9 protein-coding genes are annotated in these 15,101 nt (G+C 73.9%); 4 read left to right on the forward strand and 5 right to left on the reverse strand.

All coding sequences use genetic code 11. From position 1 onward, the window contains the following. The first annotated feature begins 275 nt into the window (after positions 1–275). Positions 276–902, forward strand: a complete 627-nt coding sequence (locus AB0C17_RS16860; protein ID WP_357389577.1) for an NAD(P)-binding domain-containing protein — start codon at positions 276–278, stop codon at positions 900–902. 56 nt (positions 903–958) lie between these two features. Here the strand turns inward: AB0C17_RS16860 and AB0C17_RS16865 are convergent, their stop codons facing one another. From AB0C17_RS16865 to AB0C17_RS16875, 3 genes are all read right to left on the reverse strand, one after another. Continuing rightward, complete coding sequence (locus AB0C17_RS16865; protein ID WP_357389591.1) at positions 959–2,776, reverse strand: VanW family protein; 1,818 nt, start codon at positions 2,774–2,776, stop codon at positions 959–961. Between the two features lie 136 nt (positions 2,777–2,912). After that, positions 2,913–4,178 (reverse strand): polysaccharide biosynthesis protein, encoded by a 1,266-nt coding sequence (locus AB0C17_RS16870; protein WP_357389575.1) that lies wholly within the window; start codon positions 4,176–4,178, stop codon positions 2,913–2,915. Further along, a complete protein-coding gene (locus AB0C17_RS16875) occupies positions 4,175–8,569 on the reverse strand; it encodes an alpha-(1->3)-arabinofuranosyltransferase (protein ID WP_357389573.1) in 4,395 nt (1,464 codons plus the stop codon). Before AB0C17_RS16875 ends, AB0C17_RS16870 begins: the two co-directional genes overlap by 4 nt. Before the next feature lie 162 nt (positions 8,570–8,731). On the opposite strand from AB0C17_RS16875, the gene AB0C17_RS16880 reads away from it, so the two are divergent. From AB0C17_RS16880 to AB0C17_RS16890, 3 genes are read left to right on the forward strand one after another with little or no spacing between them, the layout of a single operon-like run. Next, the gene (locus AB0C17_RS16880) at positions 8,732–10,618 is read left to right on the forward strand and encodes a hypothetical protein (RefSeq protein ID WP_357389571.1); all 1,887 of its coding nucleotides are present in this window, start codon (positions 8,732–8,734) and stop codon (positions 10,616–10,618) included. Next, positions 10,615–12,321 carry a hypothetical protein gene (locus AB0C17_RS16885; protein WP_357479278.1) on the forward strand — a complete coding sequence of 569 codons (1,707 nt, stop codon included), beginning with the start codon at positions 10,615–10,617 and terminating at the stop codon, positions 12,319–12,321. Before AB0C17_RS16880 ends, AB0C17_RS16885 begins: the two co-directional genes overlap by 4 nt. A gap of 35 nt (positions 12,322–12,356) precedes the next feature. Continuing rightward, a complete protein-coding gene (locus AB0C17_RS16890) occupies positions 12,357–12,551 on the forward strand; it encodes a hypothetical protein (protein WP_357479281.1) in 195 nt (64 codons plus the stop codon). On the opposite strand, the gene AB0C17_RS16895 is transcribed toward AB0C17_RS16890, so the two are convergent. Together AB0C17_RS16895 and AB0C17_RS16900 are read right to left on the reverse strand one after the other, a co-directional pair. Further along, complete coding sequence (locus AB0C17_RS16895; RefSeq protein ID WP_357479457.1) at positions 12,536–13,714, reverse strand: glycosyltransferase family 4 protein; 1,179 nt, start codon at positions 13,712–13,714, stop codon at positions 12,536–12,538. The genes AB0C17_RS16890 and AB0C17_RS16895 overlap by 16 nt on opposite strands. 152 nt (positions 13,715–13,866) lie before the next feature. Next, positions 13,867–15,096 carry an acyltransferase gene (locus tag AB0C17_RS16900; RefSeq protein ID WP_357479284.1) on the reverse strand — a complete coding sequence of 410 codons (1,230 nt, stop codon included), beginning with the start codon at positions 15,094–15,096 and terminating at the stop codon, positions 13,867–13,869. Positions 15,097–15,101 lie beyond the last annotated feature (5 nt).

Raw genomic sequence — 15,101 nt, forward strand, 5'->3', positions numbered from 1 at the left:
AGCTAAGCCCTCCAGCGCCGATGGTACTGCACTCGGGAGGGTGTGGGAGAGTAGGACACCGCCGGACAATCTTTCAATTCAGGGCCACCCCGCACAGGGTGGCCCTGAATTGCGTACTCCCCCGGAATCACCACGCCGGGCCGCCTCCGTCTCGTACCGTCGAGCCGGGACCGCCGACACACGTCGGCCCGCCCGCCGGCTCGGCGGCGCGAAACGTGACGTGCCGTACGCCGGGGCCGTGATGAGGTCCGACCGTACGGGGTACAGGAGTGGGCATGGAGATCGGAATCATCGGGTCAGGGCACATCGGGGGCACCCTCACCCGTCGTCTGCGTTCACTCGGTCACGACGTCGCGGTGGCCAACTCCCGCGGCCCACAGAGCCTGACCGACCTCGCCGCCGAGACCGGCGCCCGGGCCGTCTCCGTGGAGGAGGCCGTGCGGGATGCGGAACTGGTCGTCGTCGCGATCCCGCTGAAGGCGGTGCCGCAGCTCCCGGCGGCGCTTTTCGACGGCAAGCTGGTGGTCGACGCCAACAACTACTACCCCCAGCGCGACGGGGACATCCCCGAGCTGCTGGACCGCAGCCTCAGCTCCAGCCGCTGGACCGCCGACCACCTCAAGGGCGCGCGGGTGGTGAAGGTGTTCAACAACATCCAGGCCGCGCACCTGATGGACGAGGGCAAGCCGGCGGGTACGGCGGGCCGGATCGCGCTGCCGGTGGCCGGTGACGAGGCCGACGCCAAGCGGATCGTCATGGGGCTTGTGGACGAGCTGGGCTTCGACCCGGTCGACGCGGGCACTCTCGACGAGAGCTGGCGGCAGCAGCCGGACACGCCCGTCTACGGCACCGACCGCGACGCGGACGGCGTACGCGAAGGGCTGGCCGCGGCGCGGCCCTGAGAAGCATGAGAAGGCCCCGCCGGCGACATGCCGGCGGGGCCTTCTGCGTGAGCGGATCAGTCGTCGCCCGGCTTGGGGGCGCAGATGAAGCGGGGCTCGGCGTCGTAGCGCCAGCTGAACTTCTCCCGCTTGACCACCTTGCCGTCCTTCTTGATGACCCGGTACGCGTCCTGGGCGAACCCGACACTGCCGGCGGCGGCGATGCAGGTCGGCCCGGGCGTCAGGTAGACCGTCTTCGGCTGGGTGATGTCGCGGCGGGGGCCGTACTCGGTCTTCACACTGTCGTAGATCTTCGTGCTCCAGATCGAGACGGTGATCGAGCTGGACGTGTACGAGGTGTCGATCAGCACCCCGTAGGGCGTGTTGTTGCGGAACTTGAAGTCGAGCTGCGGCCAGTAGATGGTCGACTCGATCACCGCCGGGTAGCGGCTGAAGTAGAACGAGTGCGGCTTGTGCTCGACGTCCTCCAGCCCGGCGTAGTAGGTGGCGTTGAACAGCGTGGTGGTGAACTGGGAGACACCACCGCCGACACCCGGCACGAGTTTCCCGCCGACGATCGTCGGCGCGTCCTTGTATCCCTGGTCGTAGCCGCGTTCGCCGGTGTGCCCGTTGAGCGAGAACGTCTCGCCCGGCTTCACCAGCGCACCGTCCACGTCCTTCGCGGCCCGCACGATGTTCTGGCTGCGCGGCGAGGAGAGACCGCCGGTGAACTGGGTGGTGAAGCTCGACACCCGTTCCTTGATGCCGAGCTTCGCCAGTTCCGCCTCGGTCAGCTCGGGGGCGGCAGGCTTCAGCTCGGCGGTGACCGTACGGCCCTCGGTCTTCGGAAGCACCGCGAGCAGGGCCGGGCCGAGCGCGGCGGCGTCGACCTGGCGCCCGGCCTTGCTGGGCACCACCTTCGGCTTGCCGCCGCTGATGGTCAGGCCGGCGTCCTTCGGCTCCACCTCGAGCTTCGTGAGCCGGTCGCCGAGCGCGGCACGCAGCCGCTTGACGTCGACCTTCGGGGTGAGCGTGCCCGCGTCGTCGGCGGAGAAGCGCAGCGACCGGGCGATGGCGGCGGGCGGGATGGTGACCGAGCCGCCGTCGGTGGTGAGCGTGACAGGCGCGGCCACCGCGGGCCGGGCCAGCTCGGCGACGAGGCGATCCACCTCCTCGCGGGTGGTGGCCGGCCACTTCTCGACCAGCGGCACGGTGACCGGCTCGGCGGCCAGCCAGCCGGCCTTCACCACGGCGGTGGCCCCGTCCGTGTCGATCGTCAGCGCCGGCTTCGGGTAGACCGGCTTCGGTGTGGTGCCGGTCCAGATGATCGCCGGCATGGTCATCTCACGCCCCTGCGGGCCCATCACCTTGCGCAGGGCCGCCCCCAGCTTGGCCTGGTCGACGGTGACCACCGGCTCGACCGTACGGGAGCCGACGAGCCGGCTCACCGCGTGCGCGTCGGCCTCGGCCGCCGCTGCCACTGTCGCGTCCACGTCGATGGCGAGCCCCACGTCGGAGGGCTTCAGTTCGGCCTTGTTCTCACCCACAGTGACCGCGAGCGGGGCGTTGAGCTTCTCGGCCCGGCGTTCCAGCTCGGCGCGCAGCGTCTGGGCCGCCTCCGCGCGGCTGCGCCCGCCCAGCTCGGTGCCGAGCACCGTGGTGCCGCGGGGCACGTCACCGGCGTACGCGTAGGCGCCAAGGCCGACGCCGCCCGCCAGGACGGCCGCGACGATCCCCCCGGCCAGCAGCAGCCGGGTCCGTCGCGAGCGTGTGGGCTTGGCCGCGTCGCCCCCGGGCGGTGTGGCGACCGGCTCGATCTCGACGCCGGGCCAGCTCACCGCCGCCACCTTGATGGTGGGTCGGTCGTCGGCAGCCGGCATCTTCTCGCCGTACATCGTCACTGCAACCTCGATCGGAAGTACACGCGGGGACCGCTTCCCCCACGGGAGACACCTACGGTAACCAACGCTCGGGCCCACCGGGAGTGTCCGGCCCGGAGGTCGTGTCGGGTGACCGCCGGTGTCGCACCGATCACCCGTTTCGGGGTCGCGCCGCGGTGGGCAGCGTCGCACGGACAGCGGCGGGCGGAGGTCCGGCCGTGCGCCGGCGCGCCGGTACGGCCATCAGCGCCGTGGTGACCGCGGCAGTGACGAGGGCCGCGACGACCAGGCCGCCGACGGTGCGCGGGCGCACGGCGGCGGCGACAGTCACCAGCGCGGCGGTGCCCAACCACAGCGGTGCCGCCGCCCACCTGACGCCCCCGGCGAGACGGTCGTTGAGCAGCACGAACGTGACCGCGTAGAGCGCGCCGACGGCGGCGAACAGCGGCGCGTACCGGCCCAGCGCCGTGTAGTCGGGTCCGCCGACGAGCCGGAAGGCCAGCCCGCCGGCCATCGCCGACGCGCCCACCAGGACCAGACCGCAGGCGCCGGTCACCGCGAGCGCGACGGTGCGGCTGCGGCGGTCCCCTCGGGCCAGGCGCGGCAGGGCCAGGACGGCGGCGACCTGCGGCGCCCAGAGCGCGCCCTTGGTCAGGACAGTCCCCACCGAGTACGCGCCGGAGCCCGAGGGCGGCAACAGCTGGCGGGCCAGCAGCAGGTCGGCGTAGGAGACGACGAGCATCGCCAGCGTCGCCCCGCATCCGGCGGTCACCTGCGCGACGGTCAGGCGCGGGGCGGCAGAGGGACGCCGGGGCGTGCCGGTGAGCCAGGCCAGCGCCGGGGGCGCCAGCGCGGCGGTGAGCGCCCCGGCGCCGAGCGCGCCGGTCAGGCCCGCGCCGAGCAGCAGCCCGACGATCACCCCGCCGTAGCGGGCGGCGGCGAGCAGCGCCATCGCGGTGGCGAGCCGCAGGAAGCGCTGGCCGCCCTGCAGCTCGCCGAGCGAGCGCGACGAGAGCACCACCGAGGCCGTGGTGACGGCCAGCAGCGCGGGCACCACGACCGGCAGGTCCAGCGCGGCGACCAGCACCGGCGTCGCCAGCACCAGCGCGCCCGCGCACAGGGCGGCGGTCAGCACGGTGAGCCGCCGGGTGTCGGACGGGCCGTGCCGGGCGTGGTGCACGGCAACGGCGAGTTGCAGGCCGAGCCCGGGCACACCGGCGATGGCGACCAGCCCGAGGGCGGTGGCGAGCGCGCCGAGGTCGTCCGCGTCGAGCTTGCGGGCGGCGAGGACCGGCACCAGGTAGGCCAGGCCGTTCACCAGGACACCGGCGAGGGTGACGGCGACGCCCGCCGCGCCCAGCCCGCTCCGGCGGCCGTCCGCCGGCTCGGGCGCGGGGTCCGGCCGCCCGTCGCTCACGTGATCTCCGAGACGCGGGACACCGGGGCGGCGTCCGGCGCCGGTCGCCCGTCCGGCTCGGCGCGATCGTCGCGGTCCGCCTCCCGATCCGGAACCGGCGCGGCGTCGTGTTCCGGCTCGCGGGGTGCCGGCACGGCCGGGGTCGCCGCCGGGCGGATCCGGCGTACGGGCCGCCGCCGGGCGGTGGTGGAGAGCCAGAGCGCGCCGAGGGCGGCGACCGTCACGAGCTGCGGCAGCGCGTCGGTGTGCCGGTCGGCCGACTCCAGGTAGATCCATCCGGCGAGCACCACGAGCGCCCCGGGAAGCCACGTCTCGGCGGCCCGGACGAGCCGCCTGACCCGCCGGGGGTCGCTGCCCCAGGGCAGGCGACGCGGTCCGGGTACGGCGAGCATGAAGCCCGCCGCGACCAGCAGGCCGCCGAGCAGGCCGCTGTGGAGCACGAGCGCGGCGGCGCCGACGGCGAGCAGCGGCAGCGAGCGGGTGAGCCGGCGCCGGGTAGCCGGCACGGCGGCGACCGCGCGATCCCCGGCGGGGCGGCGATCAGGCAGCACCGCGAGCAGGACCACCACCACCAGCAGGACGCCGCCGAGCAGCAGGCCCATCCGGTACGGGGTGTCCGGCGTGAAGCGCAGCACCACCTCCCCGGAGACACCCGCGGGCAGGATCCAGCCCTGCTGCCAGCCGTCCACCACGAGCGGGGTGAGCGTCTTCCCGCCGATGGTGGCCTGCCAGCCGGTGTTCGTGTTCTCCCGGACCGCGAGCACCCGGTCGCCGGAGTGCTCGGCCACGCGTACCCGCCGCTCGGTGGCCGACCAGGAACGCACCTCGATGTCGCCGGCGGTGGCCGCCGCGGCGGGCGTCGCGGTCCGTGGCGTCAGCGCGACCCGGGTGGCGGTGGCGAGCGTGCTCGCGGTGGTGACGACGCGGTGCTCCCCGCTGCCCAGGTCGAGCTGCTTGGGCGTGGTCCGGCCGCAGGCCGTCACCGGCATCTCGCGTAGTTCCAGCAGGTCACGGACCGTGCCGGTGAGCGTGGTGGTGATCCGGGACGGGCCGACCTGAAGCGTCGGACCCGAGCCGCAGGCCAGCTTCAGCGGCGTTTCCGGACGGGGTGCGACTGTGGTGCCGAGGGGCAGCACCGTCACCTCGCCGACGGCGATGGGCAGTGGCTCGGGCAGCCGCAGGCCGTACGGGTCGGTGCTGGTGGCGGACGGCTTGTCCAGGAACTGGATGGTGATCGAGTCGGTTCGCATCGGCGGGTCGAGCGTGAGCACACCGTCGTTCGTGAGCAGGTTGCTGCGGAACCCGTCGTTGCCGACCACCCGTACGCTGCCGAGCCGGGTGGCGGCGGTCCCCTCCTCGACGGTGAACCGGATCCGGCTGATGACCTGCGGTTCGAGCCAGGTGAGGCGCAGGATCGGCGCCTCGTCGTTGAGCGCCGGTGACCAGCTCGTGGCCGGGTTGCCGTCGAGGACCGCGCCGGGCCGGCCGGCCGGGTCGGGTACCGCCGTCGACGACGCGGTGACCTGCGGCGCGAGGCGCAGCGGCTGGGCCTCGGCGACCAGCTTGTCCAGGGCGGCGTTCAGTTCGGGGCCGGGTGTCGGCCGCGCCCACAGCTTCGCGTCGTACGTCCCGGCAACCGGCAGGGTGAAGGTGCGGTCGATGGTGGAGGCGTCCTCCGAGCCGCGGACCGCGTCGGTGGAGCAGCGCGGGCGGCCGTCGACGGTGAAGCAGGCGGGCGTGGTCGGGGCCGCCGACACGACGACGCCGGCCGGCTGGTCGGTGGCGGGTGCGGCGGGCAGTTGGAGGGTCCGGCTGGTCTGGATGCCGGGGATCTTGATCTCGGTGATGCCGACCGTCTTGTCGCCGAACGGGCGCAGGTCGAACGCGGCGTCGACGGAGACCTCGACCTTGCGGGTGGCGTGCACGCCCTGCAGCTCGAAGACCATGTGGTCGCCGAACTGCTCGACGGTGCGGCTCTCGTACCCGGCGGTCACGGTGACCGTGGTGGGCAGGGCGTCGGCCTTCAGGTCGAACCACACCTCCACCCGGGTGACCCGGGTCGGGTTCGCCAGGTTCACCTCGATCCACTGCCTGTCGCTGCGGGAGTGCGGCGCCGACCGCCAGGACGTGGTGGTGTTCCCGTCCATCGCCGCGTACGGCTGGTATTCGGGCCGGGTGCCGCCGGTGGCGTCGATCTGGGAGCGGGCGGTCGAGGCGCGGATCCCGCTGATGCCCTCGAAGCGGGCGACAGTCGACCACTCCGGCCCCCAGTCGGGCAGGTAGTCGTGCGCGGGCGCGGACACCGCGAAGGTGTCGTCGGCGGTGAGTGTCTGCGAGGAGTTGTCGCGCAGCCGGCCGAACGACACGTCGCGCCGGCGCAGCCCGTCGGTCAGCACGACCCGCCCGGTGGACTCGCCGGCCTTCGCGTCGCCGGCCAGGACCGTGGGCGCGGGGCCGAGCTGGCCCGAGGCGGCCAGGTCGAGCAGCGACTCGGGACCGCCGACGACAGTGGTCACGTCGTCGCGGTCGTACGCGACCACCGGCTGGACGGGCCGGTCCACCCGGTACACCTCAAGTGCCCGTCCGGGCACGTCCAGGCCCTGGTCGCGGAACTCGTCGGGGGTGTCGGAGCCGCCGCGTACCGGGCCGAAGGACGCGACGCGGCTCAGGCCGGGCGAGCGTTCCAGCGCCTGCCGGACGACCGCCGGGCGGGCCGTGTCCGAGCGGCCGTGGTCGAGGTCGGCGCGGAACAGGACGTGGCTGATCCCGGAGCGGGCGAGCAGGTCGGCCAGGCCGGCCGAACCGGCGCCGGTGGCGAGCGTCGACTCGATCGCGTCCAGCAGCCGGATCGTGGCGGGCGGGGTGAACGGGATGGCGTTGCGCACCGCCCACCGACTGTCCAGCAGCGGCTGGGCGATCTCGTCGGTGGTGCTGCCCCAGTCGTACGCGGGGAAGCGCGCGCCGGGGACGACGAGCACCCGCCCACGGCCGGTGTTCGCGTCCAGCCAGTCGGTGGCCTCGTGCCAGTAGCCGGGCACGTCCTTCACCGCGCCCGGCGTGGCGAGGCCACCGGCGAGCGCCGGTGAGGCGACGCCCGCGACCGCGACCATGGCTGTGCCGGCGGTGAGCCAGGCGCGGGCCGTGGCCCGGCCACGGCGTTGCTCGGGGGCGGTCCGGGCGGCGCGTACCGCGAGGCTGACCAGGTGGGCCAGGCCGAGCGCCAGCGGCAGGCGGAGCAGCACGTCGAACTTGTGCACGTTGCGCAGCGGGGCGCCGATGCCGTCGAGGAACTGCTGCTGCGGCCCGGCGAGGATGTTCGGCAGGTCGCCAGTGTGCCCGAGGCCGACGAGCGCGACGCCGAGCAGCAGGCCGGTGATGAGGAACCGGCGGTGCGGCATTCCGCGCCGGGACAGGCCGAGCACCCCGAGCGCGGCGACCGCCAGGGTGGCCACGACGAGCAGCGTGTCGTTCGCCAGCCGGGCGCCGGCCGGGATGGTCGCGCCGAACGGGGAGGCCAGGTAGGCGACCCAGTAGGACGTGCCGCGCAGCGTGGTCACCCCGTCGGTGACGCTCGTGGTGTTGCGGGCGGTCTCGATGTAGTCCAGGAAGGGCGGGCTGTAGCGGCCGAGCACCAGCAGCGGGATCAGCCACCACGCGGTGGCCAGGGCGACCGCCCCGCACCAGGCCGCGAGGGCGGTGACGCGGCGGCGCAGCGGTTTGAGCGTGGCGAGCCAGAGCAGGGCGAGCGGCACCACGGCGGCGACGGCGGTGGCGTTGACACCGCCCGCGCAGGCGACGGCCACCGCCGATCCGGCGACCGCGCGGCGCAGCCGGGCGCCCCGGGCGAGGCCCACGAGCGGGATGAGCACCCACGGCGCGACGGCGCTGGGCCAGGACTCCACCGACGACCAGCCGAGCTGGGTGAGGATGCGCGGGGACAACGCGAACGCGACACCGGCGATCATCCGGCCGGCGGGGCTGCCGATGCCGAGCCGGCCCGCCAGCCGCACCACACCGAGGTACGCGACGCAGAACAGCAGCGCCCACCAGAGCCGCTGGACGATCCACGGCGCGACACCCAGTTCCGTCCCGAGCAGGAAGAACGGGCCCATCGGCCAGAGATATCCGTACGCCTGGTTCTGGAGCTGCCCGAACGTGCCGGTGGGATCCCACAGGTGCAGCGAGCGCAGCAGCCACCCGGCCGGATTGACGTTCAGGTCGACCTTGGTGTCCGGGACCACCTGCCCGGGCGCCTGCTGGAAGGCGAGGGCGGTGAGTGCGAGACAGATCGTCAGGTGCCGGAACCGCCGTGCCGTCTGCCGGGCACGGCCGGTCTCCCGGACGGGGGCATCCGTCCCCGTCGGCGGCGTTGTCGTCCCGTCCGCCCGCATTTTCGGCTCCTGTCTCCGCCGGCCGTACGCGTACCCGCACATGACGCGTGTCGCGCGACGTTATCCGGAACCGGCCCGCAGCGGCGACCGGGGGCCGGTGCTGGGCGTTATCGGCGGAACGGCCGTCCCCACGGCAGGTAAGCGTGTGGCAGGCTGCCGACCATGTCAATGCCACAAGCAGCGGCCGAGACGCGTCCGGCAGCCGTCGGCGCGGAGGACGACGGACCCGGACCGATCGGTCGCTGGATAGCCGCCGACCGCGTCCGCGCGGTCGCGATCGCCCTCATCGTCGTGTCCGTCGCGTCGCGCGCCGGGCTGGCCGCCCGTGGCTGGTTCTCGCAGGACGAGTTCGTCATCGCCGCGCAGGTGCTGGACACCCGGCTGGACCCGGACTACCTCCTGGGCACCTTCAACAACCACCTCATGCCGGCCGGGCTGGCGGTCGCGTGGCTGATGGTCCGGGCGGCCGGTTTCGCCGGGTGGCCGTGGATCCTGCTGCTGGCGGCCGGGCAGGCGGCGGTCGGGATCGCCCTGTACCGGCTGCTCCGTGACCTGCTGCGGCCCGGCTGGGGGCTGCTGGTCCCGCTGAGCCTGTTCCTGTTCAGCCCGCTGACGCTCGAGGTGTCGTCGCTGTGGCTGGTCGGGCTGCTCGTGCTGCCGCCGCAGCTGGCGCTTGTCCTGGCGGTGGCGGCCCAGGTCCGGTACGTGCGCACCGGGCGGAAGCGGCACCTCGTCCTGGTCGCGCTCTGGGTCGTGTTCGGCCTGCTCTTCGACACCAAGGCGCTGCTGATCGTGCCGCTGCTGTTCCTGCTGACCGCGTTCCTGTTCACCAAGGGACGCGCGTGGCGCAGCCTCGTGAACACTGTCGTGCGGTTCTGGCCGGCGTGGCTGATGCTCACCGCGCTGTCCGGTGCGTACCTGGCGTACTACCTGACCCGCCCGGCCCGGGGGCTGGACGAGCCCACCTCGGTCGGGCAGGTCTTCACCTTCCTCGGCGACCTGATCGGCGACACGGTGGTGCCGGGCCTGCTCGGCGGGCCGTGGCGCTGGACGTACGCCGGTGACGGGCCGCCGCTGTCCGACCCGTACGACATCGCGAAGTGGCTGTCCTGGGCGGTGCTCGCGGCGCTGATCGTGGTCACCGTGCGGCGGCGGCCGTCCGCCGGGCGGGCCTGGCTGCTGCTCGCCTGCTACCTGGGCCTGGTCGCGGCGCTGTTCGCGGTGACCCGGCTCGGCGGGCCGCTCGGGCCGCTGGTCGGCGTCGTCCCCCGGTACGTCGCGGACGTGGTGCTGGTGGCCGCGATCTGCGTCGGGGTGGCGCTGCTCGGGATGAAGGACAGCGACGAGGACGACGTCTCCGCGTGGCCGCTGCCGACGGTGCTGCGGGAGCCGGGGGCCTTCGCGGTCGGTCTGGTCTCCATGGTGGTGCTGCTGGCCACCATCGGCGTGGGCACGCTGTGGAGCACCGCGCGCTTCGGCGACAACTGGAGCACCAAGCACGGGCGGGACTACCTGGCCACGACGCAGGCCGAGCTGGCCGCAGCGCCGCCGGGCACCGTCTTCTTCGACACCACCGTGCCGGACCGGGTGGTGGCCGGGTACTTCTGGCCGGACAATCTCCAGTCCCACTTCTTCCGGCCGGCGCCGCGCAAGCCGACGTTCGTGACGATGAGCGAGAAGCCGTCGACGTTCGACGAGAACGGCCGGATCCGTCCGGTCGTGGTCGAGGGGCGCAAGGTCGCGCCCGGGCCCGTGGAGGGCTGCGGGCACCTGGCCGAGGGCGGCCGGACCGTCCGGATCCCGATGGACGGCTACCTGGTGGAGTGGCCGTACGTGGTGCACTTCGGCTACGTCGGCTCCGGCGACTCGACAGCGGTGTTCAACCTCGGCGACGCCACCCGCGAGATCACGCTGAAGAGCGGGCTGAACGACGTGTTCTTCATGCTGGAGGGCGCCGGGTCCGCCGTCGAGCTGACGGTGAACACCCCCGGGGTCAGGTTGTGCACCAACCTCATCACCATCGGCAAGGCGGTGCCGAAGCCGCAATGACCGGACGTACCGCCGAGGGCGGCGGCCCCGCGGTCCGGCGGTGGCGGGAGTCGCTTCCGCTGTACCTCGTGGCGGTCGCCGCCACCGCGTTGATCCTGGCCCCGCTCGCGGCGCCGGGCTACGCGCTGCGGTACGACATGGTGTTCGTGCCCCGGCAGCCGCTGAGCTGGGATCTGGTGGCCCCGGCGCAGAGCCTGCCCCGGGCGGTGCCGATGGACGCGCTGGTCTCGCTGGTGACCCAGCTCGTGCCGGGCTGGGTGGTGCAGCGGGTGGCGCTGGCCGGGGCGGTCCTGTTCGCCGCGGTGGGCGCCGGACGGCTGGTGCCGACCGAGCGGCGTGCGGTGCGACTCGTCGCCGCCGTGGCGTACGCGTGGACGCCGTACCTGGCCGAGCGGCTGCTGATCGGCCAGTGGGGGCTGCTGCTGGCGTACGCCGCACTGCCCTGGCTGGCGCGGGCGGCGCTGAACCTGCGGGCGGGCCGCGACGGCGCGCTCGCCCGGGTGGTGCTGCTCGCCGCGCCCGCCGCGATCACCCCGACCGGCGGCCTGATCGCGCTGGCGACGGTGCTGGTGCTGGCGGCGGATCGCCGGCTCCGGCGGTCGGCGCTTGCGGTGGGCGGTGTCGCGCTGCTGAACGCTCCGTGGATCGTGGCGGCCCTGGTCACCGGCGCGGGCGGCACGTCCGATCCGGCCGGCGTGGCGGCGTTCGCGGCGCGCGCGGAGAACTGGGCCGGCCCGCTGGTGGCGCTCGCGGGCACCGGCGGCATCTGGAGCGCGCAGGCCACCCCGTCCAGCCGGTCCGCCGCGCTGGCTCCGCTGGCGACAGTGGTGCTCGTGGTCCTGGCCGTGGTGGGCGCCGGCCTGTTGCGACGCCGGCTGCCGGCGGGCGCGGCGGTACGGCTGGGTGTGCTGGCCGGTGGCGGGTACCTGCTGGCCGCCCTCGCCGTGCTGCCCGGTGGGCAGGGCGCGTTGAGCTGGGCGGTGGCGCACGTGCCGGGGGCGGGGCTGCTCCGCGACGGGCAGAAGTTCCTCGCGCCGTACGCCCTCGTGCTGGTGGTGTGCGCGGCGCTGGGCGCCGAGCGACTGGTGGCCCGGATCGACCGGGAGGTCGGCGGGATCGTGCTGGCCGGGCTGCTGCTCCTGCCGGTGGCCGCGATGCCGGACCTGGCGTTCGGCGGGGCCGGCCGGATCAGTCCGGTGCGTTACCCGGCGGACTGGCGGGCGGTCGCCGAGCGCCTGCCCGACGACCCGGGTGAGGTCCTCGCGCTGCCGCTGACCGCCTACCGGGCCTATCCGTGGAACCCGGGCCGGGTGGTGCTGGACCCGGCGCCCCGCTACCTGCCCGGAACCGTGCTCACCGACGACACGCTGGTGGTCGACGACGTCGCGGTGGCCGGGGAGAATCCGCGGCTGCGCGAGGTGCGCCGGATGCTCGCCGAGGGGCGGCCGGTCTCGGCCACCGGGGTGGGCTGGGTGGTGGTGCAGCACGGCACGCCGAGCACAGTGGACCCGGCCGTGCTGGCCGGTCTCGACCTCCGGTACGAGGGGGAGTCGCTGAGCCTCTACCGGAACCCGGCCGCGTCGGGCGCGCCGCAGCGGGCCGGGGCGGGCCGCTGGCTTGTCGTGTTCGTGTGCGGAACTGCCGTTCTGGCGGTCATGGCTGCCGCCTTTTCGACCCTACGCCGGCGAGCTACTGCGTGGTAACGTCCGCTCGCACGTCTCACCACTGGAGGAATGGCATGCGTAGAGCTTTGACCCTTGTCGTGTCCGGCCTGGTGGCGGCGTTGCTGGGGATCCTGGCCCTCGGCGGGATCTCGGCCGCCGCGACCGCCACGGCGGAGGAGGCCGCGTCCGAGGCTCGCAGCGCCTCGGAGGCGGCCAAGCGGGCCGGGAAGCAGGACCCGTACGCCCCTGAGGTCTACGGCAACAGGTAGGACGGATCGCCCCGCCGCTGCACCCGGCGGGGCGAGTCCGCGGTCTCCAGCAGGGTCGCGAAGCGTTCCCCCGCCACCGGCCACGTGAAGTTCGCCGCGTGCCGCCGGGCCTGGGCGCCCATCTCCTGACGCATCTCGTCGTCGTGCAGCAGCGTGCGCACCTTGGCCAGGTAGTCGTCGATGTCGTCGGCCAGCAGGCCGGTACGCCCGTCGACCACCGCCTCCGCGACGCCGCCCGCCTCCCGGAACGCCACTGTCGGCGTGCCCGCCGCGCCGGCCTCCACGATCGTCAGCCCCCAGCCCTCCTTCAGCGACGGCGTCAGGGCGACCCAGGCCGAGGCGAGCAGCGCGGCCTTCTCCTCCTCCGTGACGAAGCCCCGGAAGTCGACCCGGTCGGTGATGTCCAGCTCGGCGGCGACCTCGCGCAGGTGCGACTCCCACCAGCCCTGCCCGGCGACCACCAGCCGCAGCTGGGGCAGCTCGTCGGCGAGCGCCGCGACCGCGCGCAGCGCCACCTCCACCCGCTTGTGCGGCACCAGGCGGTTGAGCGTCACGAGCAGCGGGAACGGGGCGCGCTCGGCGTCGGTGCGGGGCATCTCCGGCGTGCCGTTGTAGACCACCGAGACCTGCTCCGGCGGTACGCCGAGGGTGCCGAGTTCACGCCGGGTCGCCTCGGACACGGTGACGTACCGGCACCGCCGGTAGACGCGTACCGCGAGCGACGACTCGACCCACCAGCCGAACCGGGCGGCCCATTTCGGCAGGACCACCGGCCACTGCTCGCGGTGCACGTGGTGGATCAGCTTGACCACCGGGCGCCGGGCCCAGAGGGGCGCGAGGAACGGCAGGCCGTTGCAGACGTCGACCAGGATGTCCGGCCGGCCGCCCCGGCGTGCGGCGAGCGGGCCCAGGCCGACTGCTCCGGCCAGGTAGCAGAGCGCCGCCCACAGGTAGACGGTGTGCCGGCCGCCGCGCCGGATGAATCGGATGCCCGCCTCGTTGACCTCGTCGGCGGGAGCCTCGCGGTGCGCCGCGCAGAACAGGGTGGCGCGGAATCCGCGCGACACCAGCTCGGCGGCGATCCGTTCCACGTACACCTCGGAACCGCCGCCCTCGGGGTTGCGAGTGTCTCGCCAGTTGAGGAACAGCACGTGTCCGGGCATGCCGAAGCGACGCTCCACGCGAACCCTACTCTCAAGTAATTTAGCGGTGCGCGTCACATTAAGGGCTGGGCTCCCCGCCCGGCAATGCCCCGACCGGCGGCGTTGGGCCGACGGCCGTCGTCAGGTCACCTGACGTGATCGAGGAGTTACTGTCAGGCCGGTGCCGCGACGTCCGGATTGGTGGCGGCGACGGCTGGCGTCTCCGGTGCCGGCCCGCGTCCGGCCGGCCGGCGGCGGCGCTGCGTGCCGAGCGTCTGGAGAGGGCGCTCGACGCCGTAGTAGCTGAGCGCGGCGTACACCAGGCCGAAGAGCATGGTCAGGGCGAAGGTGCTGAGGAACCCGCCGGTGAACAGCGGTCGGTCGTCGAGCAGGTAGATCAGCTCGATGACCAGCGGGTGCCACAGGAACAGCCCGTACGACACGAGGCCCATCCACCGTGCCGACCCGCTGCTGAAGACCTCCTTGGCCCGGGTCCGCCCGCCGAACGCCACCGGGATCGTGATGAGGACGGCGATCAGGAGGTAGAGCGCCATCTTGGTGCCGAACTCGACGGCGGTCGGGCTGGTCAGGTCGCGCGGCCCGGCGATCGGCGTCGTCGCGATCGCCATCACCGCGACCGCCGCCCCCCAGCAGGCGAGCGGCGCCGAGGCGAGGTCGTCGAGCAGGCGGAAGGCGGCCGGCGCGGTGCCGGTACGCAGGGCCACGTGCGCCGCGGCCAGCGCCATGCCGCCGCCGAACCAGGCGCCGTACGACGGGAACCACATCGTGTGCAGCGCCCCGTCGAGCCAGCCGGCGCCCATCATGGCGACCCACGCGACGGTCAGCAGCGCGCCGGAGGAGGCGAGCAGGACGGTGCGGACGGGACGCCAGGTCCGGCCCACGGCGAGCACCGCGAGCAGCGGCAGGAGCAGGTAGAACACGACCTCGGTGGCGAGGCTCCAGGTCTGGCTGAGGCCGTGCCGGAGCTGGCCCGGGCCGTAGATCTGGGTGAGCGTGAGATGGCGCAGCCAGTCACCGGCCGACACCGGGTGGTTGCCGGGCAGGACGACGAAGCAGACCACCACCGCAAGCCAGTACGCGGGCAGGATCCGCCACGCGCGGCGCCAGAAGTACCGCTTGGTGCGGGGCCGGGGGCGCCCGGTCGCGACGGTGAGCGCCCACGGGCGGAACAGCAGGAAACCGGAGAGCACGAAGAAGATCGCGACGCCCACGTCCAGGCGCGCCAACCAGCCGCCCCACGCGGTGTTCATGGTGACGGCGGTCTGGAAGCCGACGTGGTGGCCGACGACCGCCACCGCGCCGATCGCTCGCAGCGCGTCGAGGGCGGGAAGGCGGCCGGTCACCGCAGGCTCCGGCGTTGTTGGCGTGGTGGCTGTGGACATCTGGA

Origin of the sequence: Micromonospora sp. NPDC048887 (assembly GCF_040649715.1) — a bacterium.
Taxonomy (GTDB): Bacteria; Actinomycetota; Actinomycetes; order Mycobacteriales; family Micromonosporaceae; genus Micromonospora.